The sequence below is a fragment of the Streptomyces sp. R-74717 genome, assembly GCF_047305335.1.
GTDB lineage: Bacteria > Actinomycetota > Actinomycetes > Streptomycetales > Streptomycetaceae > Streptomyces > Streptomyces atratus.
In genome coordinates, this window is record NZ_CP102361.1 from 4,209,020 (window position 1) to 4,230,734 (window position 21,715).

General features: G+C 69.3%; 24 protein-coding genes, 4 tRNA genes and 1 pseudogene. 9 read left to right on the plus strand and 20 right to left on the minus strand.

The features are described from left to right. Nucleotides 1–66 precede the first annotated feature (66 nt). The 3 genes from nusG to NRF20_RS18985 form a co-directional block, all read right to left on the minus strand. Nucleotides 67–960 carry a transcription termination/antitermination protein NusG gene (nusG, locus tag NRF20_RS18975; protein WP_413752947.1) on the minus strand — a complete coding sequence of 298 codons (894 nt, stop codon included), beginning with the start codon at nucleotides 958–960 and terminating at the stop codon, nucleotides 67–69. Between the two features lie 73 nt (nucleotides 961–1,033). After that, nucleotides 1,034–1,321 carry a preprotein translocase subunit SecE gene (gene secE, locus NRF20_RS18980; RefSeq protein ID WP_073732696.1) on the minus strand — a complete coding sequence of 96 codons (288 nt, stop codon included), beginning with the start codon at nucleotides 1,319–1,321 and terminating at the stop codon, nucleotides 1,034–1,036. 106 nt (nucleotides 1,322–1,427) lie between these two features. After that, nucleotides 1,428–1,500: transfer RNA gene (locus tag NRF20_RS18985), tRNA-Trp, on the minus strand. 225 nt (nucleotides 1,501–1,725) lie between these two features. On the opposite strand from NRF20_RS18985, the gene NRF20_RS18990 reads away from it, so the two are divergent. Further along, nucleotides 1,726–2,952 carry a pyridoxal phosphate-dependent aminotransferase gene (locus NRF20_RS18990; RefSeq protein WP_398632670.1) on the plus strand — a complete coding sequence of 409 codons (1,227 nt, stop codon included), beginning with the start codon at nucleotides 1,726–1,728 and terminating at the stop codon, nucleotides 2,950–2,952. 120 nt (nucleotides 2,953–3,072) lie between these two features. After that, nucleotides 3,073–4,080 (plus strand): annotated as a pseudogene (locus NRF20_RS18995) (adenosine deaminase); the annotation flags it as partial. 62 nt (nucleotides 4,081–4,142) lie between these two features. On the opposite strand, the gene NRF20_RS19000 reads toward NRF20_RS18995, so the two are convergent. Beyond that, entirely contained in the window at nucleotides 4,143–4,748 is a 606-nt protein-coding gene (locus NRF20_RS19000; protein WP_413752948.1) for a TetR/AcrR family transcriptional regulator, read from the minus strand. Between the two features lie 87 nt (nucleotides 4,749–4,835). Here NRF20_RS19000 and NRF20_RS19005 point away from each other — a divergent pair, with 87 nt between their 5' ends. Continuing rightward, on the plus strand, nucleotides 4,836–5,471 hold the full coding sequence (locus tag NRF20_RS19005) for an NAD(P)-dependent oxidoreductase (RefSeq protein WP_398632672.1): 636 nt from the start codon (nucleotides 4,836–4,838) through the stop codon (nucleotides 5,469–5,471). 12 nt (nucleotides 5,472–5,483) lie between these two features. Here the strand turns inward: NRF20_RS19005 and NRF20_RS19010 are convergent, their stop codons facing one another. From NRF20_RS19010 to NRF20_RS19045, 8 genes are all read right to left on the minus strand, one after another. Further along, a complete protein-coding gene (locus NRF20_RS19010) occupies nucleotides 5,484–6,539 on the minus strand; it encodes a UDP-N-acetylmuramate dehydrogenase (protein WP_398632673.1) in 1,056 nt (351 codons plus the stop codon). Nucleotides 6,540–6,609: 70 nt separating this feature from the next. Beyond that, a complete protein-coding gene (locus NRF20_RS19015; RefSeq protein WP_398632674.1) occupies nucleotides 6,610–8,040 on the minus strand; it encodes an MFS transporter in 1,431 nt (476 codons plus the stop codon). A 75-nt stretch (nucleotides 8,041–8,115) separates the two neighbouring features. Continuing rightward, nucleotides 8,116–8,664: a TetR/AcrR family transcriptional regulator gene (locus NRF20_RS19020; RefSeq protein ID WP_398632675.1), complete on the minus strand. Its 549-nt coding sequence runs from the start codon at nucleotides 8,662–8,664 to the stop codon at nucleotides 8,116–8,118. A gap of 167 nt (nucleotides 8,665–8,831) precedes the next feature. Beyond that, a complete protein-coding gene (locus NRF20_RS19025) occupies nucleotides 8,832–9,260 on the minus strand; it encodes a MaoC family dehydratase (RefSeq protein ID WP_266358756.1) in 429 nt (142 codons plus the stop codon). Next, a complete protein-coding gene (locus tag NRF20_RS19030) occupies nucleotides 9,260–9,712 on the minus strand; it encodes a MaoC family dehydratase N-terminal domain-containing protein (protein ID WP_093897220.1) in 453 nt (150 codons plus the stop codon). Before NRF20_RS19030 ends, NRF20_RS19025 begins: the two co-directional genes overlap by 1 nt. Nucleotides 9,713–9,815: 103 nt before the next feature. Beyond that, a complete protein-coding gene (gene rpmG / locus NRF20_RS19035; protein ID WP_003956487.1) occupies nucleotides 9,816–9,980 on the minus strand; it encodes a 50S ribosomal protein L33 in 165 nt (54 codons plus the stop codon). Between the two features lie 89 nt (nucleotides 9,981–10,069). Continuing rightward, nucleotides 10,070–10,142, minus strand: a tRNA-Met gene (locus NRF20_RS19040). Between the two features lie 45 nt (nucleotides 10,143–10,187). Then, nucleotides 10,188–10,260 (minus strand) — tRNA-Thr (locus NRF20_RS19045). 302 nt (nucleotides 10,261–10,562) lie between these two features. Here NRF20_RS19045 and NRF20_RS19050 point away from each other — a divergent pair. Next, complete coding sequence (locus tag NRF20_RS19050) at nucleotides 10,563–11,858, plus strand: amidohydrolase family protein (RefSeq protein ID WP_398632676.1); 1,296 nt, start codon at nucleotides 10,563–10,565, stop codon at nucleotides 11,856–11,858. Nucleotides 11,859–11,892: 34 nt separating this feature from the next. Beyond that, a complete protein-coding gene (locus NRF20_RS19055; RefSeq protein WP_413752949.1) occupies nucleotides 11,893–12,549 on the plus strand; it encodes an SDR family oxidoreductase in 657 nt (218 codons plus the stop codon). A gap of 63 nt (nucleotides 12,550–12,612) precedes the next feature. On the opposite strand, the gene NRF20_RS19060 is transcribed toward NRF20_RS19055, so the two are convergent. Together NRF20_RS19060 and NRF20_RS19065 are read right to left on the minus strand one after the other, a co-directional pair. Beyond that, entirely contained in the window at nucleotides 12,613–13,062 is a 450-nt protein-coding gene (locus NRF20_RS19060) for a DUF523 domain-containing protein (protein ID WP_398632740.1), read from the minus strand. Nucleotides 13,063–13,137: 75 nt separating this feature from the next. Beyond that, nucleotides 13,138–13,219, minus strand: a tRNA-Tyr gene (locus tag NRF20_RS19065). Nucleotides 13,220–13,433: 214 nt separating this feature from the next. On the opposite strand from NRF20_RS19065, the gene NRF20_RS19070 reads away from it, so the two are divergent. From NRF20_RS19070 to NRF20_RS19080, 3 genes are all read left to right on the plus strand, one after another. Then, nucleotides 13,434–13,922: a YajQ family cyclic di-GMP-binding protein gene (locus tag NRF20_RS19070; RefSeq protein WP_030926258.1), complete on the plus strand. Its 489-nt coding sequence runs from the start codon at nucleotides 13,434–13,436 to the stop codon at nucleotides 13,920–13,922. 186 nt (nucleotides 13,923–14,108) lie between these two features. Then, nucleotides 14,109–14,618, plus strand: coding sequence for a methylated-DNA--[protein]-cysteine S-methyltransferase (locus tag NRF20_RS19075; RefSeq protein ID WP_398632678.1), 510 nt, complete (start codon nucleotides 14,109–14,111; stop codon nucleotides 14,616–14,618). 1 nt (nucleotide 14,619) lies between these two features. Beyond that, nucleotides 14,620–15,333 carry an alpha-ketoglutarate-dependent dioxygenase AlkB family protein gene (locus tag NRF20_RS19080; protein WP_266358760.1) on the plus strand — a complete coding sequence of 238 codons (714 nt, stop codon included), beginning with the start codon at nucleotides 14,620–14,622 and terminating at the stop codon, nucleotides 15,331–15,333. On the opposite strand, the gene NRF20_RS19085 is transcribed toward NRF20_RS19080, so the two are convergent. Both NRF20_RS19085 and NRF20_RS19090 read right to left on the minus strand, forming a co-directional pair. Next, complete coding sequence (locus NRF20_RS19085) at nucleotides 15,294–15,566, minus strand: GlsB/YeaQ/YmgE family stress response membrane protein (protein ID WP_398632679.1); 273 nt, start codon at nucleotides 15,564–15,566, stop codon at nucleotides 15,294–15,296. The genes NRF20_RS19080 and NRF20_RS19085 overlap by 40 nt on opposite strands. Nucleotides 15,567–15,672: 106 nt before the next feature. After that, nucleotides 15,673–16,230 carry an SMI1/KNR4 family protein gene (locus NRF20_RS19090; RefSeq protein WP_398632680.1) on the minus strand — a complete coding sequence of 186 codons (558 nt, stop codon included), beginning with the start codon at nucleotides 16,228–16,230 and terminating at the stop codon, nucleotides 15,673–15,675. Between the two features lie 111 nt (nucleotides 16,231–16,341). On the opposite strand from NRF20_RS19090, the gene NRF20_RS19095 reads away from it, so the two are divergent. Then, nucleotides 16,342–16,743 carry a YccF domain-containing protein gene (locus tag NRF20_RS19095; protein ID WP_266365332.1) on the plus strand — a complete coding sequence of 134 codons (402 nt, stop codon included), beginning with the start codon at nucleotides 16,342–16,344 and terminating at the stop codon, nucleotides 16,741–16,743. A 201-nt stretch (nucleotides 16,744–16,944) separates the two neighbouring features. Here NRF20_RS19095 and htpX read toward each other — a convergent pair whose 3' ends face one another. The 4 genes from htpX to NRF20_RS19115 form a co-directional block, all read right to left on the minus strand. Next, a complete protein-coding gene (htpX, locus tag NRF20_RS19100) occupies nucleotides 16,945–17,808 on the minus strand; it encodes a zinc metalloprotease HtpX (RefSeq protein ID WP_398632681.1) in 864 nt (287 codons plus the stop codon). A 215-nt stretch (nucleotides 17,809–18,023) separates the two neighbouring features. Further along, nucleotides 18,024–18,482, minus strand: a complete 459-nt coding sequence (gene mscL / locus NRF20_RS19105) for a large conductance mechanosensitive channel protein MscL (protein ID WP_327273543.1) — start codon at nucleotides 18,480–18,482, stop codon at nucleotides 18,024–18,026. A gap of 97 nt (nucleotides 18,483–18,579) precedes the next feature. Continuing rightward, nucleotides 18,580–20,154, minus strand: a complete 1,575-nt coding sequence (locus tag NRF20_RS19110; protein WP_413752950.1) for an NADH-quinone oxidoreductase subunit N — start codon at nucleotides 20,152–20,154, stop codon at nucleotides 18,580–18,582. After that, nucleotides 20,151–21,701 (minus strand): NuoM family protein, encoded by a 1,551-nt coding sequence (locus NRF20_RS19115; protein ID WP_398632683.1) that lies wholly within the window; start codon nucleotides 21,699–21,701, stop codon nucleotides 20,151–20,153. The genes NRF20_RS19110 and NRF20_RS19115 overlap by 4 nt, the downstream gene beginning before the upstream one ends. Nucleotides 21,702–21,715: the final 14 nt, after the last annotated feature.

Genomic DNA, 21,715 nt, shown 5'->3' on the forward strand with positions numbered 1-21,715 from the left:
CAGACAGGCTGTGAAGCCGGTCTGACCTGCTGGGTAGGCATGTGTCCAGATACTGGCGGGAAGCCGCTAGTTCTTCTGGATCTGGTCGAAGCTGAGCTCGACCGGCGTCTCGCGGCCGAAGATCTCGACGAGACCCTTGACCTTCTTCGAGTCGGCGTTGATCTCGTTGATCGTCGCCTGCAGCGTCGCGAACGGGCCGTCGGTGACGGTGACCGAGTCGCCGACCTCGAAGTCGAGCACCTGCACCTCGACCTTGCGGGACGGAACCGGCTTGCCCTCGGCCTCGGCGGCCTCGCGGGCGGCCTTCTCCTCGGCCTCCGGGGCGAGCATCTTGACGATCTCGTCCAGGGTCAGCGGGTACGGGTCGTAGGCGTTGCCCACGAAGCCGGTGACGCCGGGAGTATTGCGGACGACGCCCCAGGACTCGTTCGTCAGGTCCATGCGCACCAGGACGTAGCCCGGGAGCTTGTTCTGGCGGACGTTCTTGCGCTCGCCGTTCTTGATCTGGACGATCTCTTCCTCGGGCACTTCGGCCTGGTAGATGAACTCCTCGACGTTGAGCGAGACGGCGCGCTGCTCCAGGTTGGCCTTCACGCGCTTCTCGTAACCGGCGTACGTGTGGATGACGTACCACTCGCCGGGAAGGCCGCGCAGCTCCTCGCGCAGGGCGGTGACGGCGTCGACGGGGGCGGCCGGCTCGGCCTCTTCCCCGGCTTCCTCGTCGTCCTCGGCGGGCTCGTCGTCGCTCTCGGAACCGGCGTCGGCCTCCGCGGCCTCGTCGTCGTCGTCCTCGGCGTGCAGGGCGGCCCGCTCGGCGGGCTCACCTGCGGCGGCGTCGGCAGCTTCGGCCTGGTCCGGCTCCTCGGCGTCCGCCGCCTCGACGGTGTCGAGCTCGTCCTCGGCGGACTCGAAGGCGCCCGCCGTCGGCTCGACGGCGTCGTTCAGGTTCGGGTCAGACACGGTGGCTGCTTCTTCCTGGATACAAATGGGTGGAACATGCGAAAGGGGCGCCCATGAGGCGCCCTCCGCGGGATCAGCCGAAGACGTACTTGATGACCCGCTGGAATCCGAAGTCAATCACGGTCACCAGACCAATCATGACGACGACGAAGACAATCACCACTGAGGTGTATGTCGTCAGCTGATTACGAGTCGGCCAGACGACCTTGCGCAACTCGGCGACGATCTGGCGGTAGAACAGCGCGAGACGGCCCAGAGGACCCTTCTTACCGCGCTTGCCGCCCTTCCGGGTCTTCTTCTTCGACTCGGGTACTTCATCCTCGGCATCAGGCATGTCGATGGAGCCCACGGCGTCCGTCACGCTTCTCACCTGATTCCGGGTCATGGCCGTGCCGCGCCCGGTGGAGCCGCACGGCGGTGCATTGAAGTACGTACATGCGCACACATCCTGGCGAAGGAGTGTGTAGCAGGGCCGGAGGGACTTGAACCCCCAACCGCTGGTTTTGGAGACCAGTGCTCTACCAATTGAGCTACGACCCTTTGTGGTTTCCACCAACCTACCGCATCTTCCCCGATGCTCCGGGTGCAGGAACGGTGCGGCTGGTGAAGGCCAACGACAGGTGAGTGTACGTGTTCAGCGGCCCGGCGTCGAACAGATAGCTCCCGACAACTCCTGGTCGCATGTTGTCCGCATGCTGTCCGAGTCCTGTCCGGTCCCTGAAACCCCTGTGCCGACAGGGATCGCGGTCTGGGACCATGGGGGCCATGAGCGCTGCAACTTCTCCCTCCGAGCGCCGGGTCTCCGCCCGCATCGGTGCAATCTCCGAGTCCGCCACCCTCGCCGTCGACGCCAAGGCCAAGGCCCTCAAGGCCGCCGGCCGTCCGGTGATCGGCTTCGGTGCCGGTGAGCCCGACTTCCCGACCCCCGGATACATCGTCGAGGCCGCGGTCGAGGCCTGCCGCAACCCGAAGTACCACCGTTACACCCCGGCGGGGGGGCTCCCGGAGCTCAAGGCCGCCATTGCGGAGAAGACGCTGCGCGACTCCGGCTACGAGGTCGACGCCTCCCAGATCCTGGTGACCAACGGCGGCAAGCAGGCCATCTACGAGGCGTTCGCCGCGATCCTCGACCCGGGCGACGAGGTCATCGTCCCGGCTCCGTACTGGACCACCTACCCCGAGTCGATCCGGCTGGCCGGCGGTGTCCCGGTGGAGGTCGTGGCCGACGAGACCACCGGATACCGGGTCTCCGTCGAGCAGCTGGAGGCGGCGCGCACCGAGCGTACGAAGGTCGTCCTGTTCGTCTCCCCGTCGAACCCGACCGGCGCCGTGTACAGCGAGGCCGAAGCCGAGGCGATCGGCCGCTGGGCCGTCGAGCACGGCCTGTGGGTGCTCACCGACGAGATCTACGAGCACCTGGTCTACGGCGACGCGAAGTTCACCTCACTGCCCGCGATCGTGCCCGAGCTGCGTGACAAGTGCATCGTGGTCAACGGTGTCGCCAAGACGTACGCGATGACGGGCTGGCGGGTGGGCTGGATCGTCGGCCCGAAGGATGTCGTCAAGGCCGCGACCAACCTGCAGTCGCACGCCACGTCCAACGTCTCCAACGTCGCCCAGGTCGCAGCGCTGGCCGCCGTCTCCGGGAACCTGGACGCGGTCGCCGAGATGCGTACCGCCTTCGACCGGCGCCGGCAGACCATCGTCCGGATGCTCAACGAGATCGACGGCGTGCTGTGCCCTGAGCCCGAGGGCGCGTTCTACGCGTACCCCTCGGTGAAGGAGCTGCTCGGCAAGGAGATCCGCGGCAGGCGCCCGGCCACCGCGGTGGAGCTGGCGGCGCTCATCCTGGACGAGGCCGAGGTCGCGGTCGTACCGGGCGAGGCCTTCGGTACGCCGGGCTACCTGCGGCTCTCGTACGCCCTGGGCGACGACGACCTCGTCGAGGGCATCTCGCGGCTCCAGAAGCTGCTGGGCGAGGCCAAGGCCTAGCACGTACTGAGTTCAGTGGGCGACCCCCGGCTCCGGCCGGGGGTCGCTCGTCTGTTCGGTGGTCAACTCGATGGGGAAAGCGGCTACCGCTGGACCCCACGTGTGCGGCAGGATCTTGGGATGGAGCGTGACGTACGGCTGTTGCCCAAGGCCCACCTGCACTTGCATTTCACCGGGTCGATGCGGCCCACGACCCTGCTCGAACTCGCCGACAAGTACGGCGTGCGTCTGCCGGAGGCCCTGACGGGCGGCGAGCCGCCCAGGCTGCGGGCCACGGACGAGCGCGGATGGTTCCGCTTCCAGCGGCTCTACGACATCGCCCGGTCCTGCCTGAGGGCCCCCGAGGACATCCAGCGGCTCGTGCGCGAAACGGCCCAGGAGGACGTCGCGGACGGCTCCGGCTGGCTGGAGATCCAGGTCGATCCCACGTCGTACGCCCCACTGCTCGGCGGGCTGATCCCGGCGATCGAGATCATCCTGGACGCGGTGGACAGCGCGTCACGCGAGACCGGTCTGCCGATACGGGTGGTGATCGCGGCAAACCGGATGAAGCATCCGCTGGACGCCCGGACACTGGCCCGGCTCGCGGTGCGGTACGTGGACCGGGGCGTCGTCGGATTCGGGCTCTCCAACGACGAGCGCCGCGGAATGGCCCGGGACTTCGACCGGGCCTTCGCCATCGCCCGCGACGGCGGTCTGCTGGCGGCCCCGCACGGCGGCGAGCTGGCCGGCCCTGCGAGCGTGCGGGACTGTCTGGACGATCTGGACGCGGCCCGGATCGGGCACGGCGTACGGGCTGCCGAGGACCCGCGGCTGCTGCGCAGGCTGGCGGAGCGCGGGGTGACCTGCGAGGTGTGCCCGTCGTCGAACGTGGCGCTGGGCGTCTACGAGAAGCCCGCCGATGTACCCCTGCGCAAATTGTTCGAAGCCGGGGTACCGATGGCGCTGGGTGCGGACGATCCGCTGCTCTTCGGCTCCCGGCTGGCCGCGCAGTACGACCTCGTACGGCGCCACCACGCGTTCACGGACGAGGAGCTGGCGGAGCTGGCCAGGCAGTCGGTGCGCGGCTCCGCAGCGCCGGTCACGGTACGGACGGAGCTCCTGGCGGGCATCGATGACTGGCTGTCGAAGCCGGCAGGCCAGGAACCTGGTCCGGAATCGGTTTCCCCCGGCCGCCGGACGGGCCCGGTCTACGCCCCGAGGCCCCGCATCAGCGTCCTGGCCACGGACGCGGCGAACACGTCGAGGGACTGCGGCGGCCCCCCGCCCTCCGTGGCCTCGTAGGCGAACGCCCGCTGCGCGCAGGCCCCCAGGAGCAGCGACGCGGCCGCATAGGTGTCCGCGTCGGCCCGCACCCGCCCGGCGGCCTGCTCGGAGCGCAGATACGCGTCCAGGCCACGGATAGGCATGTGCGGGCCGGTGCCCAGCTCCCTCATCGCCGCGTTGTGGCGTTCCTTGAGCCTGGGCTCGGCGTACAGCGAGGCAGCGATCGGGAAGCTCTGTTCGTAGAAGAGGGCGGCCTGGCGGGCGATCTCGGTGAGGTTCTGCTCGACGGTGCGCTCCCCCACTCCAGGGGGCGCGATGAGCCGCTTCAGCAGCGGGTTGAGCCTGGGCAGCCGCTCTTTGAGCACGGCCACGAACAGCTCTTCCTTGCTGGGGAAGTGCTTGTAGAGCGCGGCCTCCGAGCAGCCTGCGGCTCTGGCGATCTCCTTGGTGGTGGCGCGGGCCAGGCCGATGGTGAGCATCAGCTGATGGGCGGCGTCGATGATGCGGACGCGGGCCGGCTTCTGCTCCATGTGCACTCCAATGAAGCTTGACGAGGTGGTGAGTATCCACTCACTCTAGGGGTGAGTGAATACTTACCCACCCTGGGAGGGTGCGCAATGAGGATCACGGTGTTCGGTGCGACGGGAGGCATCGGTCGGGAAATCGTCCGCCAGGCGGTGGCGGCGGGCCATGAAGTGACGGCGGTGGTCCGCGATCCGGCGCGACTGCCCGTCCCGCTCTCCGACGTACAGGTCCACACGGCGGCGCGCATCGACGACCCGGAGGCGCTGCGCGAGGCGGTCGCGGGCCGGGACGCGGTGCTTTCCGGCCTCGGCTCGCGCGGCCGGAAGGCCGACGGGATCACCGAGCGGCTCACCCGGTCGGTGCTGCGGGCGATGGAGGCCGAGGGGACGCGGCGGCTGCTGGTGGTCAGCGCGGCCCCGGTCGCACCGAAGCCCGCGGACGACCCGCTGCTGGACCGGATGATGCTGAAGGTGATCGGGGCGATCCTCAAGGAGGTCTACGCGGACCTGACGCTGATGGAGGCCGCGCTGGCCCGCAGTGCGACGGACTGGACGTCCGTACGACCGCCGAAGCTCACCAACGGGCCGCTGACGGGAACGTACCGCACGGTCTACGGCAGCAACCCGCGCAGCGGCCGGTCCATCTCGCGGGCCGATGTGGCGCACGCGATGCTGGCGCTGATCGACGATCCGGCGGCGGTGAAACAGGGCGTGGGCGTGGCGTACTGAGCGCCGCGCCTGCTACAGGCTCACACCGACCGTCACGGGTTCGTTGACGAGCGTGACGCCGAACGCCTCGTGGACCCCGGCGACGACCTCACGGGCGAGCGCGAGGAGGTCCTCGGTGGTCGCGCCGCCGCGGTTGGTGAGCGCGAGGGTGTGCTTGGTGGAGATACGGGCCGGTCCCGTGCCGTATCCCTTGGTGAAACCGGCCTTGTCGATGAGCCAGGCCGCGGAGGTCTTGGTGCGTCCCTCGCCCGCGGGGAAGGCGGGGGGCGCCGTATCGGGGCCGAGCCGGTCCCTGGCGCGGGCGAGGAACGCCTCGTACTCCGCCTCCTCCAGGATCGGGTTGGTGAAGAAGGAACCGGCCGACCAGGAGTCGTGGTCCTCCTGGTCCAGCACCATGCCCTTGCCGGCGCGGAGCCTGAGCACCGTTTCGCGGGCGGCCGCGGCGGGCACGCGCTCGCCCTGTTCGACGCCCATGGCGCGAGCCGTTTCGGGATACCTCAGGGGCGCCGACAGACCGCCCGCCTCTTCCAGCTCGAAGCGGACACGCAGCACCACGAAGCGGTCGGGTTCGGCCTTGAAGCGACTGTGCCGGTACGAGAATGCGCACTCGGCGTTCGGGATGGTGACCGTTTCGCGGGTGTACCGGTCGTAGGCGACGACCTCCGTGATGGTGGAGGACACTTCCTGGCCGTAGGCGCCCACGTTCTGGATCGGCGTCGCCCCCGCGGAGCCCGGAATTCCGGCCAGGCACTCGATGCCTGCGAGACCTGCTTCGACGGTGCGGGCGACGGCGTCCGTCCAGACCTCCCCGGCGGCCAGTTCCAGCGTCGTACCGTCCAGGGCGAAGCCCTCGGTCGCGATACGCAGGGCGGTGCCGTCGAAGCCCTTGTCGCCGATGACCAGGTTGCTGCCGCCGCCGATGACCAGGAGCGGGGTGCCGCTCTCGTCGGCCTCGCGCACGGCTTCGATCACCTCGGCGTCGGTCGTCGCCGTGAGAAGGCGGGCGGCGGGGCCGCCGAGCCGGAAGGTGGTCAGGGGGGCGAGGGGGGCGTCGTGGAGTTCCTGCACGGGGACAAGAGTACGGTCCGTGACCCCGCCGCTCGGGCGGGGCCACGGACCGTACGCGCGCAGCCGTGGCTCAGGCGGCGACGGGGATGCGTCCCTCGACCGCCTCGGGCTCCGGGGCCGAGACGTTGCGGCGGCGCGGAATGAGCAGGGCGACGAGGGCGGCCAGCGCCACCACACCGGCACCTGTCCACACCGCCGGAACGATCCCGTCCGTGAAGGACTGCGCGGAGTCGTAACCGCCCTGCGAGGAGAAGACCGTGGCGAGCACGGCGACCCCGAGGGCTCCGCCGACCTCGCGCAGGGCATTGTTGGCACCGGAGGCGATGCCCTGTTCGGCGGGGCGGACGCTGGACATCACAAGGCTGGCGGCGGGTGCGAAGTACAGGGCCATGCCGACGCCGCCGACGATCAGGCCGGGCAGCTGCGAGGAGTACGAGGCGTCGGGCCCGATGACCATCGCGAAGAGTGCGAGACCGACCGCCTGGAGAGCGAGCCCGGCCACGACCACGGGTCGGCCGCCGAGCCGGTCGGAGAGCGCGCCCGCAATGGGTGCGACCAGCATCGGCATTCCCGTCCAGGGCAGCATCCGCAGGCCGGCCTCGGTGGGCGAGTAACCCAGCACGCCCTGGAAGTACTGGCTGAGCAGGAAGATCGACCCGAACATCCCGAAGAACATCAGCAGGCCGGCCATGTTGATCCCGAAGAACGCACGGCTGCGGAAGAGCCGCATGGGCAGCATCGGGTTCTTCGCGTGGAAGCCGTGGTGGATGAATCCGCCGATGAGTGCGGCGCCGGCGAGCAGGGCCGTGAGGACGGTGGGGCTGGTCCAGCCGTCGGAGTTGGCGTTGACCAGGCCGTAGACGATGCCGAAGAGTCCGGTGCTGACCAGGAGCGTGCCGGGTATGTCGAGCCGTGAGTCCGGCGCGTGCGACTCCGTCAGGCGCAGCCGCGCCAGCGGCAGCAGGACCAGACCGATCGGGACGTTCAGCCAGAAGATCCACTGCCAGGACAGGTGCTCGGTGAGGCTGCCGCCGATCAGCGGTCCGCTGGCCACGGCCAGTCCGGTGACGGCGCTGAAGATGCCGAGCGCGGCACCGCGGCGTGCGGGCGGCACGGCGGCCGTGAGCAGCGTGAGCGTCAGCGGCATCATGATCGCCGCACCCACACCCTGGACGGCCCGGAAGGCGATCAGTTCGTTGATCCCGGGCGAGAGTGCTGCCGCGGCGGAGGCGCCGGTGAAGACGGTGAGCCCGGCGAGGAAGAGCCGGCGCCGGCCGAACCGGTCGCCGAGGGCAGCCCCGAGCATCAGCAGAACGGCGAAGGTGAGGGTATACGCGTTCACCGTCCATTCGAGCTCCGCCAGTTCGCCGCCGAGGCTCTTGCGGATGGAGGGCAGGGCGGTGGTGACGACGAGGTTGTCGAGGGCCGCCATGAATCCGGCGACGCTGGTGATGACAAGGGCCCAGACCGCTCCCGAGCGATCTGCTGCGTGCTGGTTCACTGCTCCCCCTGGGGGTTAGTTATCAATGACTAACTTCTCTGGGCAGAAAACCGGGCAGAACCCGGGCCGCACTGTTCAGGCGATCGGCCTGGCCGAGTCGTAGAACCCCGACCAGATCCGGTGACCGGCCGGGAAACCGAGCGAGGCCAGGGTGTTGACGAGCATGCCGTACGCGAGGAACGTCGTCGTCTCACCGAGATCGGCACCGAGCGCGAGATGGACCTCGTCCCGCATCTGCAGCCAGCCGGCACGAACCGACTCGCCGAACTCGTGATCCCCCGAGGCTTCGGCCGCCGCGACGGCCGCGTACACCTGCATCTGCATGAGCAGCTTGTCCGGGTCGCCGACGATCAGGCGCTGATACGCCGCGGCCATGGCATGCAGCGCCTCGTCACCCTCAAGGCCTTCGGCCGCGTCGGAGAAGACCTTCCGGGTGTCAGCGAGGCAGCGCTCGGCGGCGGCGAGAAACATGGCCTGCTTGTTGGGGAAGAGGCGGAAGAGGTACGGCTGCGAGACACCCACACGCTTGGCGATCGCCTCGGTGGATGTGGCGTCGTAACCGCCGCGGGCGAACTCGGTGATCGCCGCGCGGATGACGCTCTCGCGCCGCTCTTCTGCACTCATCCTCACCATGCAACGAAGTTAGTGCTCAATCACTAACTTAGTCAAGCGGTCCACGGAGGCCCGTCGAACGATGCGTCGGGCGGCCGCAGGAGTGAGGGCACCGCCCAAGCCCGCATGCGTGAGGGGCACCGCCCAAGGACAGCGCCCCTCATCCGCGCCCAATGGCCTCAGCCGAGCTGCACCACCGCGCGGGACATGCCCAGCACCTTCTTGCCCTCGCTCATGGCCGTCAGGTCCACCCGCACCTGCTTGTCGTCCAGGAGGGCGGCCACCTTGGCGCTGACCTCGATCAGGGCGCCCTTGTCGTCATTCGGCACGACAACCGGCTTGGTGAACCGCACCCCGTACTCGACGACCGCACCGGGGTCGCCGACCCAGTCCGTGACCACCCGGATCGCCTCGGCCATGGTGAACATGCCGTGTGCGATCACATCCGGCAGTCCGACCTCGCGGGCGAACTTCTCGTTCCAGTGGATCGGGTTGAAGTCACCGGAAGCGCCCGCGTACTGCACCAGCGTCGCCCGGCTCACCGGGAAGGACTGCGCCGGCAGCTCCGTACCGACCTCGACCGACTCGTAAGCAACCTTCGCCGTCATCACGCCTCCTCGGCGGCGCGCGCCACCAGCTTCGTCCACGCGGTCACGACGTGCTCACCGGATTCGTCGTGGACCTCGCCACGGATGTCCAGGACGTCGTTGCCCGCCAGGGACTTGATGCCCTCGATCGTCGAGGTGACCGTCAGCCGGTCCCCCGCCCGCACGGGGCGCACATAGGCGAACTTCTGGTCACCGTGCACCACGCGGCTGTAGTCCAGGCCCAGCTGCGGGTCCTGCACCACCTGCCCCGCGGCCTTGAAGGTGATCGAGAAGACGAACGTCGGCGGTGCGATCACGTCGCTGTGGCCGAGCGCCTTGGCGGCCTCGGGGTCGACGTACACCGGATTCGTGTCGCCCACCGCCTCGGCGAACTCGCGAATCTTCTCCCGGCCGACCTCGTACGGCGGAGTGGGCGGATAGATCCGCCCCACGAAGGACTGGTCGAGCGCCATGAGCTCGCTACCTCCTGATGAAAGTTGAAAAGGCCGAAGGACAGCCCCCATACAACGACACGAGGCCGCCCCCAGTGGGGACGGCCTCGTGTACGAGCCTGTTTCAGCGCGTTTCGCGGTGCGCAGTGTGAGAGTTGCAGCGCGGGCAGTGCTTCTTCATCTCAAGACGGTCCGGGTTGTTACGCCGGTTCTTCTTGGTGATGTAGTTCCGCTCCTTGCACTCCACGCAGGCCAGCGTGATCTTCGGGCGGACGTCGGTGGCAGCCACGTGAGTGCTCCTTGGACGGACGGATGGACGGATGAACGCAAAAAAGAGTAGCCGATCGAAGGACCGACCCCACAATCGGCTACCGTAAGTAGCGGTGACCGGACTTGAACCGGTGACACAGCGATTATGAGCCGCTTGCTCTACCGACTGAGCTACACCGCTTTGATGACGAGTCCCCCCGCCGAAGCGGGGTTTCCCGATCACCAGAGCCCCAATGCGGAATCGAACCGCAGACCTTCTCCTTACCATGGAGACGCTCTACCGACTGAGCTATTGGGGCGAGCGAGGAAGACATTACACGGTTGGTCGCCGATCGCCCAAATCCGTTTCGAAGGCCCGACCTGCGCCCTTGATCGAGACCCCGCCGATCACTCGACCGGCGGCCTTCCGGCCCGCCCACCAGCCGCTTGAACAGCGCCTCGGGCACCGAATGAGCCGCCGCGGCCCCAGCCGTACACCCGTGCCCCGGATACCCCTCAGGGCCACACCGGTACGACTATTTCGCTCCTCCTCGAACCGGACCGAACACGCCCCTAGGCTCGACTCACTCTGCGTGATCTTGTACCCCTTCCCAGGAGCGCGATGCCCGACAGCCAGCCGCGGCGGCCGGACGACGACGCCGCCGACGCGGCCGATGCGACCAGCAGCCCCGCCACCGCCGAGACCGGCACCCTGGTGCTCTGCGGCGCCCGTCTCACCGACGGCCGCATCGTGGACGTACGGCTCGGCGGCAGCCGCATCGAGGCCGTCGGCACCGCGGGCAGCCTGACCGCACCGGGTCCGCGGGTGGACCTGCGCGGCTATCTGCTGCTCCCCGCCCCCGCCGAGCCCCACGCCCACAGCGACACCGCACTCACCGCCCACGGTGCGGGCCCCGACAGTCCGGGACCCGTGTCGCACCGCCGTGAGGACATCCAGCGCCGCGCCACCGAGGCTTCCCTGCTGCAGCTCGGCCACGGCGCCACCGCGCTGCGCGCACACGTGCGGATCGGGGACGTCCAGGGCCTCACCTCCCTCGAAGCCGTACTGCAGGCGCGCCGCTCGCTGCGCGGACTCGCCGAGCTGACCCCTGTCGCCGTACCCCGGCTGCTCACCGGCGTCGCGGGCGCCGACAACCTGGCCATGCTGCGTGACGCCGTGAAGATGGGGGCCGGCGCGGTCGGCGGCTGCCCCGACCTCGACCCGGATCCGGCGGGGTACGCGGAAGCCGTCCTGGAGATCGCCGCCGAACAGGGCTGCCCCGTCGATCTGCACACGCACGGTGACGATCCGGCCCGGCTCGGCCGTCTCGCCGCCATGGCGGGCGGACTGCGGCCCGGTGTCTCCATCGGCCCGTGCGCCGGCCTCTCCCGGCTTCCCCCTCAGGCCGCGGCCCGCGCCGCCGACCAGCTCGCCGCGGCCGGGGTGACGGTGATCTGCCTCCCCCAGGGTGGCTGCAGCGGGGTGGAAGGCCGGGGCACCGCCCCCGTTCGGCTGCTGCGTGCGGCCGGAGTGCGGGTCGCGGCGGGCAGCGGAGCGCTGCGGGACGTCGCAAACCCTGTGGGCCGCGGGGATCCGCTGGAGGCCGCCTACCTGCTGGCCTCGCAGAGCGGGATGCGGGCCGATGAGGCGTACGAGGCGGTCTCCTCGGTCGCGAGGAAGGCGATGGGGCTGCCCGAGCTCAGGGTCGAGGCCGGCTTCCCGGCCGAGCTGCTCGCCGTACGCGGGGAGCAGCTCTCCGGCGTGCTGTCGCTCGCCTACAGCCGGGTCGTGGTGCATCGCGGCCGGGTCGTGACGCGGACGAGTGCGGTGCGCGAGTACTGCGACTCGGAGACCGTCGTCGCCCTCGGTCTGCCCCGCCAGGCCCGGCCGGATTCCGGCCCCTGCGGCGGGCCCTGAGCGCGTGGGCCCGCCGCGGCGTACGGTCGTGAGCATGCGCATTGTCATCGCAGGTGGACATGGTCAGATCGCGCTGCGGCTGGAGCGGCTGCTCGCCGCGCGCGGGGACGAGGCCGTAGGCGTCATCCGGAATCCGGAACAGAGTGAGGACCTCCGGGCGGCAGGCGCCGAGCCGGTCGTCCTGGATCTCGAATCGGCCTCCGTGGAAGAGGTGGCGGAGGTGCTGCGCGGCGCCGACGCGGCGGTCTTCGCGGCCGGCGCGGGCCCGAACAGCGGCTCGGAACGCAAGGAGACGGTGGATCGCGGCGCGGCGGTGCTGTTCGCGGACGCGGCGGAACGGGCAGGCGTACGGCGCTACGTAGTGGTCTCGTCGATGGGCGCCGACCCCGAACACCCGGGCGACGAGGTCTTCGACGCCTACCTGCGGGCGAAGGGCGCCGCGGACGCGTATGTGCGCTCCAGGACCGCACTCGACTGGACGATCCTGCGCCCCGGAATGCTGACGAACGACGCGGGCACCGGGATGGTCCTGCTGACCGCCTCGACCGGCCGCGGACCGGTGCCGCGCGACGATGTGGCGGCGGCGCTGCTGGAGCTGCTGGAGACCCCTGCGACGGCGGGGCTGACCCTGGAACTCATCTCGGGGAACATGCCGGTGTCGGTCGCCGTGAAGGACGTGGCGGGGAACTGAGCCGTTGGTTCGGCTTTCCGACGACTGCACGCCCGGTCCGGGGCGGCGGCCCGCCGCCCCGGTTCAGCCGCCCGGCGCCGGGCGGACCGTGATGCCGTGGCGCTCCAGCAGGGCGGCGGTGACGCCGTCGCCCTCGCGGAGCTCGCCCGTGAACGTACCGTCATAGACCGCGCCGCGCCCGCAGGAAGGGCTGCGCGCCATCAGCAGCGCCTCGGTGCACCCGGCCCTGCGCGCGGCCTCCAGTGCCCGCCGGGCGCCGTCCACGAACTCCTCCGTCACATCGTGCCCGGTGTCGTCGACGACGCGGGCACGACCGTCCAGCACGTCGTGGCCGTCGCCGCCGACGATCTCGGCGGGGCGGCGCGGGGTGGGCAGTCCGGCCGCGACCTCGGGGCAGAAGGCGACGGGGCGGCGGTCCCCGATGGCCTCGGTCACTGCGGCGGAGGCCTTGCCGCGGCCGTCGAAGCGGCAGGGCACGCCATGCAGGCAGGCGCTGACCAGCACAGGTTCCACGTTCACGAGCCTCTTCACGATCCCTCGCTGCAGAAACAAAGAAGGCCCCTGTCCTGGGACAGGGGCCTTGCTATGTGGCGGCGCCAGGGTTCGAACCTGGGTAGGCTGAGCCGGCAGATTTACAGTCTGCTCCCTTTGGCCACTCGGGCACACCGCCGGGGATTGCTGCCGTGAGAACCGCTTTTCGGCGGTGCTCCGTGGCAACGACGTAAACGATACCCGATGCCCGGGGGTGCTACGCCACTGGATTGATCAGCGGCCCGATCCGGCGTGGGTGGCTAGGCTTTGATCGGTGGGCGCGGGGCCGGCAGGCCCGCAGCCGCCCGTATGCACCCCGTTTCCCAGCACCCCGATACAAGGAGCCACACGTCATGGCCGACTCCAGTTTCGACATCGTCTCGAAGGTCGAGCGGCAGGAGGTCGACAACGCCCTCAACCAGGCCGCCAAGGAAATCTCGCAGCGTTACGACTTCAAGGGCACCGGCGCCTCGATCTCCTGGTCCGGCGAGAAGATCCTGATGGAGGCGAACGGCGAGGAGCGGGTCAAGGCGATCCTCGACATCTTCCAGTCCAAGCTGATCAAGCGCGGCATCTCGCTGAAGTCTCTGGACGCGGGAGAGCCGCAGCTGTCCGGCAAGGAGTACAAGATCTTCGCCACGATCGAGGAAGGCATCTCCCAGGAGAACGCCAAGAAGGTGGCGAAGATCATTCGCGATGAGGGCCCGAAGGGCGTCAAGGCGCAGGTCCAGGGCGATGAGCTGCGGGTCAGCTCGAAGAGCCGGGACGATCTGCAGGCCGTGCAGGCGCTGCTGAAGGGTCAGGACTTCGACTTCGCCGTGCAGTTCGTGAACTACCGGTAGGTCTCCGGCAGGCCGTGCACCTTCCGGGCACGGGGTGGCGCGGAGCGGGATGCGCCGCTCCGCCCCGCGCCCGGGATGTGATGTCCGAATACCGCCGGTCGCGGTGGAGCGGGGGACGCAGACTTGTCCATGCCGGACGACGATCCTGTCGATTTCCGGCATGACGGGCAAGGAGAGGGACGAGTCATGACCATCTACGCAACGGTCGACAGCCCGCTGGGTGAGCTGCTGCTGGTCGGCGAGAAGGCCACCGGCACGGACGGCGAAGTCGCGCTCGCCTCGCTCTCGCTGCCCGGCCAGAAGGGCGCCGCAGTCGTCCAGGACGGGTGGGTCGACGCGCCGGAAGCCTTCGCGGGGATCGCCGCACAGCTGCGGGAGTACTTCGAGGGGCGGCTGACCCGCTTCGACATCGTGTACGCGGACGGCCTGGGCACCGACTTCCAGCGCAGGGTCTGGGCGGCGCTGGACACTGTCCCGTACGGGGAGACCGTGTCGTACGGGCAGATCACCGAACGGATCGGTACGCCCGGGGCGGGCGTGCGGGCCGTGGGCACGGCGATCGGGCGCAATCCCCTGCTGGTCGTGCGACCGTGCCATCGGGTGATCGGCGCGGACGGGGCCTTGCGGGGGTACGCGGGTGGCCTGGAGCGCAAGGAACAGCTTCTGGGGCTGGAAGGCGCCCTGGCGGTGCGCTGACATGTCCGGGCTCTTTCCGAGGCCGCGGGCCGTCGTCGCGCCGGGGGCCGTGCATGTGCCCGACTGGCTGCCGTCGGAGCGCCAACGGGAGTTGGTGGCGGCCTGCCGGGAATGGGCGCGCGGGCCTGTGCCGTTGCGGCACACGGTGGTGCCGGGTGGCGGGGTGATGTCCGTGCAGACGGTCTGTCTGGGGTGGCACTGGCAGCCGTACCGGTATTCACGCACGGCCGACGATGTGAATGGTGCACGGGTAGCCGAATTTCCCGACTGGCTGGCGGAGTTGGGGCGGGAGGCGCTGGCAGAGGCGTACGGGGACGAGAGCCCGGCCCGGACGTACGCGCCGGACGCCGCCCTCATCAACTTCTACGACGGCGCGGCGCGGATGGGCATGCACCAGGACAAGGAGGAGCGGTCCGGTGCTCCGGTGGTGTCACTCAGCATCGGCGATACCTGTGTCTTCCGCTTCGGGAACACGGAGAACCGCGGAAGGCCCTACACGGATGTGGAATTGGCCTCCGGTGACCTGTTCGTCTTCGGCGGGCCTTCACGCTTCGCGTTCCACGGCGTACCGAAGGTCCGTCCGGGGACGGCCGATCCTGCGACGGGGATGAGCCGTGGCCGGCTCAATCTGACCCTGCGCGAGACCGGGTTGGGCACCCCAGGCGCCGACGGGCGTCAGCGACGTTCGCGGGAGTTCCCGAAGAGCAGCCGGTAGACGATCAGCAGGACCAGCGAACCGCCGATGGCCGCGACCCAAGTGGCCGTGTCGTAGAAGTCGTTGGAGATCGGTCGGTCGAGGAAGCGCGACGATATCCAGCCGCCGAGACAGGCACCGATGATCCCTATGAGGGTGGTGCCGACCAGGCCGCCCGGGTCACGGCCCGGGAGCAGGACCTTGGCGATGGCGCCGGCAAGCAGTCCGAGAATGATCCAGCCAATGATGCTCATGCGTGCGAACCTACCCGTCACTCGGTCTTGGAATCCAAGACGTTCCTGCCGGTCGGGCGGTTGCAGTGCGCGATCCACGAACGGGCCACACCTGCCCGTCCATGGGTCATACGCGGGCGCTGAAATCCGGCCAGGGCGCCATGTCGGCCCCTTCGTCCTCGGACTCCTCGGAGTACCACGCGGTGCCGTCCAGCCAGTTGCGCAGCCACTGTGCGAGGTCGGGCTGGTCCACGTACCAGGCGTGCTCCGGCTCGTCGGCGTTCGGCTCGAAGAGCAGCACCGTGGTGTGTTCGCTGCGGCAGTCCACGCAGGAGTACATCCCGCAGCCCAGGCTGCATATCGGCAGCACGCCCTCCGGCCACGGCCACTCGCCCTCCTCGGTCGCGCTCCGGCGGTGGGCGAGATACTGCGCGACGGCGGACTCCTCCCCGTCCGGAGCCCGGTCGCCGATCAGCGGCATCAGACCGTACTCCGGCCCGAAGCCGCCGTTGGCGATCCGGGTGTACAGGGCGGTGAGCAGCGGCGGCAGGGCAAAGCCCAGGGCGGCTTCGGCACGCGCGACGCCCTCGGCGGGCAGGGGCGCCGGGAGGGGGTACTCCTCCCGGCGCGGGGTGGTGCGTGCAGTCTTCTCCGCGGCTGCCAGCAACTGCTCGGTGTCGTTCATGGGTTCATGGTGGACGACGGCACTGACAGTCAGGCGAGCCCTCTTCGGTTCCGGGACCGATACTGGCTTTGAACAGCCCTGACAGGCGAAACTTGCGGAAGGCTAGTGATCATGAAGCTCGTACAGCTGATCCTGAACGTCTTGTGGGTGGTGTTCTGTGGGTTCTGGATGGCCCTCGGCTACCTGCTCGCTGCGATCATCTGCTTCGTCCTGATCGTGACGATCCCGTTCGGCATCGCCTCGCTGAGAATCGCCGGCTACGTGCTGTGGCCATTCGGGCGGACCACCGTGGAGCGGCCCGACGCGGGTGCGCCCTCGTGCGTCGGTAACGTGATCTGGCTCGTCTTCGCCGGGTGGTGGCTCGCGTTGGGGCACCTGATCACGAGCATCCCGCTGTTCGTGTCGATCATCGGAATCCCCTTCGGCTGGGCAAACCTGAAGATGATCCCCATCTCTCTCATGCCGCTGGGCCGAGAGGTGGTCACGACCGACGAAGCGTTCGGAGCCCGCTAGGAGCTGTCGTCGGCCCCTGACAGGGGATGCGGTTCAATGGCGGCGTGGGGGAACGACGATGAGTACGCGAGAACCAGCAACCGACTGACGGGGTGCGGCTGCCTGGCCGGGCCGGCGATCGCTGTGCTCGGCATCCCTCTGTGGATTTTCCTCGGTCTGCTCTTCTCCGACTTCCACCAGGAGCGTCCGCACCGATCGTCCTCACGGACGACGACCTGCCATCTGCTCCAGGCGTGCGATGCGCTCCGCCATCGGCGGGTGTGTCGAGAACATCTTGGAGACGCCCTGGCCGGGGCGGAAGGGATTCGCGATCATCATGTGGCTCGCGGTCTCGATCCTCGGCTCGGGGGGCAGAGGGAGCTGTTTCGTACCGGCTTCGAGCTTCCGCAGGGCGCTGGCGAGGGCCAGTGGGTCGCCGGTCAGCTGGGCGCCCGAGGCATCCGCCTCGTATTCGCGGGAGCGGCTTACGGCCAGTTGGATGACGGAGGCGGCCAGCGGGCCGAGGATCATGATCAGCAGCATGCCGAGGATGCCGGGGCCCTCGTCGTCGTCGGACCGGCCCACCGGGATCAGCCAGGCGAAGTTGACCAGAAACATGACGACGGAAGCGAGCGCTCCGGCGACGGACGAGATCAGGATGTCACGGTTGTAGACATGGCTCAGCTCATGGCCGAGGACTCCGCGCAGCTCTCGCTCGTCCAGAATCTGCAGGATGCCCTCGGTGCAACAGACCGCCGCGTTGCGCGGATTGCGGCCGGTGGCGAAGGCGTTGGGGGCCTGTGTCGGGGAGATGTAGAGCCGGGGCATGGGCTGGCGGGCTGCTGTTGAGAGCTCCCGGACCATGCGGTAGAGCTGTGGCGCCTCGAATTCGCTGACGGGGCGGGCGCGCATGGCCCTGAGCGCCAGCTTGTCGCTGTTCCAGTACGCGTAGGCGTTGGTGCCGACGGCTACGAGGAGCGCGACGATCAGGCCTGTACGTCCGAAGAAGCTTCCGATGACGATGATGAGTGCGGACAGGCCCCCGAGGAGTACGGCGGTTCTCAGCCCGTTGTGCCGGCGGTGCACGGTACGCCCTCCAAGTGGTGCGGCAGGGGAACCCTTTGCTTGGTGGTCTCCACTCCCCCAGTGGAGCCTCCCGTACTGGTCAACGCCAGGCGAGGAGAGCTAGTTCCCTTGTGTGCGCGGCCGTGGGGACAGGGCCTGTCCGGCACTTGCGGCCGGATCAGGCCCTGGGCCGTACGGGTGGAGGGATCGGCGTGTGCCGGTCGGCGCCGGGCGGCTCAGCGCTGAGCGGGGAGGCCGGCGAGTGCGAGGGCCTCGGGGTCCGGCTTGATCTCGCTGGTGCAGTGGGCGCAGCGGGAGGCGATGGCCGGGATCTCGGTGTAGCAGCGGGGGCAGTCGCGCACGGCGGCCTTGATGTCGACCTTCTCGTCCGCCTTGGAGAAGCGGTTCTGGACCTTCGTCATGGGGACGACGACGCAGAAGTAGAGCACCGCCGCGGTGATCAGGAAGGCGATGGCGGCGGCGAGGAACTTCCCGTACGGGAAGATGGCGCCCTCGATCGAGAACTCCGCCGCGCTGAAGTCTCCGACGGAACCGGTTGCAAGGCCGATCAGCGGGGTGATGAAGGCGGTGCTGAATCCGGTGACGACTGCGGTGAACGCGGCTCCGACAGCCAGCCCGATGGCCATGGAGATGACGTTCCCGCGCAGGATGAAGTCCTTGAACCCGTTCAGCACTGCTCTTGCTCCTCTGGGACATGCGTACGTGTGTGGGGATGTGCGGGCATGACCTTGCCCTGTACGGACCGTCCCGGGCAAACCGATCTTGCGTACATCAGAAGAGATTGACGGCGGCGAACCTGAGTACGGTCTGCGGGGCACCGGAGAGTACGACGCCGGCAACGGCGGTGAGGGCGATCGCGGCAGTGAGGGAGGCCGGGGCGCGGTGCCTGGTGGGGGCGGGTGCGGCCTCGTCCGCCGCGGCCTCTTCAGGAGCACGGAAGAGCGCCGCGGTCCACTGCAGGTAGTAGTAGAGCGCGATCACGACGTTGACGGCCATGACGACGGCGAGCCAGCCGAGTCCCGCGTCGACGGCCGCGGAGAAGACCGTGACCTTGGCGAAGAGGCCGACGATGCCGGGCGGCAGGCCGGCCAGGCAGAGCAGGAAGAAGGCCATCGCGAGGGCGGTCAGGGGGCGGGTGGCGTACAGGCCGCGGTAGTCGGAGATCCGGTTTCCGGGGTTCGTACGCGCAACGAGGGCCGCGACCGCGAATGCGCCGAGGTTCACGACGGCGTACATGAGGGCGTACGCGACGGTGGAGCCGATGTGCTCGTCGCTGGAGTACGCGGCGGCGGCGATCGGCACCAGGAGGTAGCCGGCCTGGGCGACGGACGACCAGGCGAGCAGGCGTACGGCGCTGCGGACGTGGGTGGCGTTCTGGCGCAGGGCGGCGACGTTGCCGGTCGTCATGGTGAGCGCGGCGAGGACGGCGAGGGCCGGTCCCCAGACGTCCGCGTACGCCGGGAACGCGATCACGGTGACGAGGATGAGGCCGGAGAAGCCGACCGCCTTGCCGACGACCGAAAGGTAGGCGGCGACCGGCAGGGGTGCGCCGACGTAGGTGTCGGGAACCCAGAAGTGGAAGGGCGCGGCGGCCGTCTTGAAGGCGAAGCCGACCAGGGTGAGGACGACACCCGCCTTTGCGAGGGTGTCGAGCTGACCGGGTACGTCGTCGAGCCGGGCGGCGATCTCCGTGAGGTGCAGGGTGCCGGTGGTGGCGTACACGAAGCTGACGCCAAGCAGCATGACGGCGGTCGCGACGACGGAGGAGAGGAAGAACTTCAGCGCGGCTTCGGAGGAGCGCCGGTCGCCGCGCTTGATGCCGACGAGGGCGAAGGCGGGCAGCGAGGCGACTTCGAGGGCGACGACGAGGGTGGCGAGGTCGCGGGCGGCGGGCAGGAGTGCGGCGCCCGACGCGGAGGACAGCAGGAGGAACCAGAACTCGCCCGCGGGGAGCTTGCGTGTGTCGCCGAGGGAGAGCAGGGCGGTCAGCAGGGCACCGCCGAGTACGAGGGCCTGGATGACGAGGGCGAAGTGGTCGGCGGTGTAGCTGCAGGCCCCGGGGCCACCGGTACCGGTGGTTGCCGCGGTGAGGCAGAACGTGGAGCGGTCGCCGCCGCGCAGCGGGACGAGGAAGGCGAGTGCGGCCACGAGTCCGGCGATGGTGACCCGGCCGAGGAGCGGCTTGCGTTCCTCGGGCAGGAAGAGGTCGGCGACCAGGACGATCAGGGCGACGGCCGCGACGACGACCGGGGGCGCGACAGCGAGCCAGTCGACGGACTGGATGAGGCTGGTGGTGCTCTCGGCCGCTGTGGTGACGACGCCCGGGGTGACGACGGCTGTGGTCACGACTTGCCTCCTGCGAGGAGCTTCTGCACGGCCGGGTCGGTGAGGCCGAGGAGGACGGCGGGCCACAGACCGGCGAGGACGGTGAGGGCGACGAGCGGGGTCCAGGCAGCGAATTCGTACGTCTGGACATCGGCCAGCTGCTGCGGCTCTTCCCGCTTCTCACCCATGCAGACCCGGCGTACGACGATCAGCATGTACGCGGCGGTGAGCAGGGTGCCGAACGCGGCGATCGACATGAAGGTGAGGAAGGCGGGGCGGCTGAGACCGTCGGCGGGGTCGAAGGAGCCGAACAGGGCGAGCATCTCGCCCCAGAACCCGGCGAGCCCGGGCAGGCCCAGGGAGGCGACGGCGGCGAAGGCGAGGAGGCCGCCGAGGCGGGGGGCGCGGCCGTAGAGCGCGGCCCCGGTGGCGCCGGAGAGGGTGTCGAGGTCGGCGGTGCCGTACCGGTCCTTGACCGCGCCGACCAGGAAGAACAGCAGGCCGGTGATGAGACCGTGGGCGATGTTGGCGAAGAGCGCGCCGTTGACTCCGGTGGGGGTCATGCTCGCGATGCCGAGGAGTACGAAGCCCATGTGCCCGACGGAGGAGTACGCGATCAGGCGCTTGAGGTCGCCCTTGGAGCCCGGGCGGGCCAGCGCCAGGCAGGCGAGCGATCCGTAGACGATGCCGACGACCGCGAAGGCGGCGAGGTAAGGCGCGAAGGTGTGCATCCCGTCGGGGGCGATGGGAAGCAGGATGCGGACGAATCCATACGTACCCATCTTCAGCAGGACGCCCGCGAGCAGGACCGAGCCGACGGTCGGGGCGGCGGTGTGTGCGTCCGGGAGCCAGCTGTGCAGCGGCCACATCGGGGTCTTCACGGCGAGTCCGATGCCGATCGCCAGAACGGCGATGACCTGCACGGACGAGGTGAGCCCACGGCCGTTGTCAGTGGCGAGTGCCACCATGTCGAAGGTGCCGCTCTTCAGTCCGATGAGGAGCAGGCCCAGCAGCATGATCACCGAGCCGAGCAGCGTGTAGAGGATGAACTTCCAGGCAGCGGCCTGCTTCTGTGCACCGCCCCAGCGGGCGATGAGGAAGTACATCGGGATGAGCACCATCTCGAACGCCAGGAAGAACAGCAGCAGATCGAGGACGGCGAAGGTCGCGAGGGTGCCGGACTCCAGGACGAGAACGAGTGCGACGAAGGCCTTCGGGGAGGGGCCTTCAGGCATTTTGAAGTAGCTGTACAGCGCGCAGAGGAAGGTCAGCAGCGCGGTCAGTACGAGAAGGGGGAGCGAAATGCCGTCGATGCCGAGATGGATGCGGACGTCGAGCGCCGGGATCCAGCTGATGTCGGTGGTGGCCTGCATCTTCGACGGGTGGTCGTGGTCGAAGCCGACGGCCAGCACGATCACGGCGATGAGGATCGCGCCGGTGACGGTCACGCCGTGGCGGAGCACGGCCTGGTCGGGGCTCTTTCCCTTCAGCCCGGGCGGGGCCGGCAGGAGGGCGGCGACGGCGCCGATGAGCGGGCCTACGACGATGAACGCGAGAAGGAACTGCATTACGGATTCGCTGA

Excerpts from the sequence above, each read along its gene's own strand:
- NRF20_RS18990 (WP_398632670.1), top strand. The coding sequence starts at position 1,726 with ATGAGCGCTGCAACTTCTCCCTCCGAGCGCCGGGTCTCCGCCCGCATC.
- NRF20_RS19000 (WP_413752948.1), bottom strand. The coding sequence starts at position 4,748 with ATGGAGCAGAAGCCGGCCCGCGTCCGCATCATCGACGCCGCCCATCAG.
- NRF20_RS19005 (WP_398632672.1), top strand. The coding sequence starts at position 4,836 with ATGAGGATCACGGTGTTCGGTGCGACGGGAGGCATCGGTCGGGAAATC.
- NRF20_RS19020 (WP_398632675.1), bottom strand. The coding sequence starts at position 8,664 with ATGAGTGCAGAAGAGCGGCGCGAGAGCGTCATCCGCGCGGCGATCACC.
- NRF20_RS19025 (WP_266358756.1), bottom strand. The coding sequence starts at position 9,260 with ATGACGGCGAAGGTTGCTTACGAGTCGGTCGAGGTCGGTACGGAGCTG.
- NRF20_RS19030 (WP_093897220.1), bottom strand. The coding sequence starts at position 9,712 with ATGGCGCTCGACCAGTCCTTCGTGGGGCGGATCTATCCGCCCACTCCG.
- NRF20_RS19050 (WP_398632676.1), top strand. The coding sequence starts at position 10,563 with ATGCCCGACAGCCAGCCGCGGCGGCCGGACGACGACGCCGCCGACGCG.
- NRF20_RS19055 (WP_413752949.1), top strand. The coding sequence starts at position 11,893 with ATGCGCATTGTCATCGCAGGTGGACATGGTCAGATCGCGCTGCGGCTG.
- NRF20_RS19070 (WP_030926258.1), top strand. The coding sequence starts at position 13,434 with ATGGCCGACTCCAGTTTCGACATCGTCTCGAAGGTCGAGCGGCAGGAG.
- NRF20_RS19075 (WP_398632678.1), top strand. The coding sequence starts at position 14,109 with ATGACCATCTACGCAACGGTCGACAGCCCGCTGGGTGAGCTGCTGCTG.
- NRF20_RS19080 (WP_266358760.1), top strand. The coding sequence starts at position 14,620 with ATGTCCGGGCTCTTTCCGAGGCCGCGGGCCGTCGTCGCGCCGGGGGCC.
- NRF20_RS19085 (WP_398632679.1), bottom strand. The coding sequence starts at position 15,566 with ATGAGCATCATTGGCTGGATCATTCTCGGACTGCTTGCCGGCGCCATC.
- NRF20_RS19090 (WP_398632680.1), bottom strand. The coding sequence starts at position 16,230 with ATGAACGACACCGAGCAGTTGCTGGCAGCCGCGGAGAAGACTGCACGC.
- NRF20_RS19095 (WP_266365332.1), top strand. The coding sequence starts at position 16,342 with ATGAAGCTCGTACAGCTGATCCTGAACGTCTTGTGGGTGGTGTTCTGT.
- NRF20_RS19115 (WP_398632683.1), bottom strand. The coding sequence starts at position 21,701 with ATGCAGTTCCTTCTCGCGTTCATCGTCGTAGGCCCGCTCATCGGCGCC.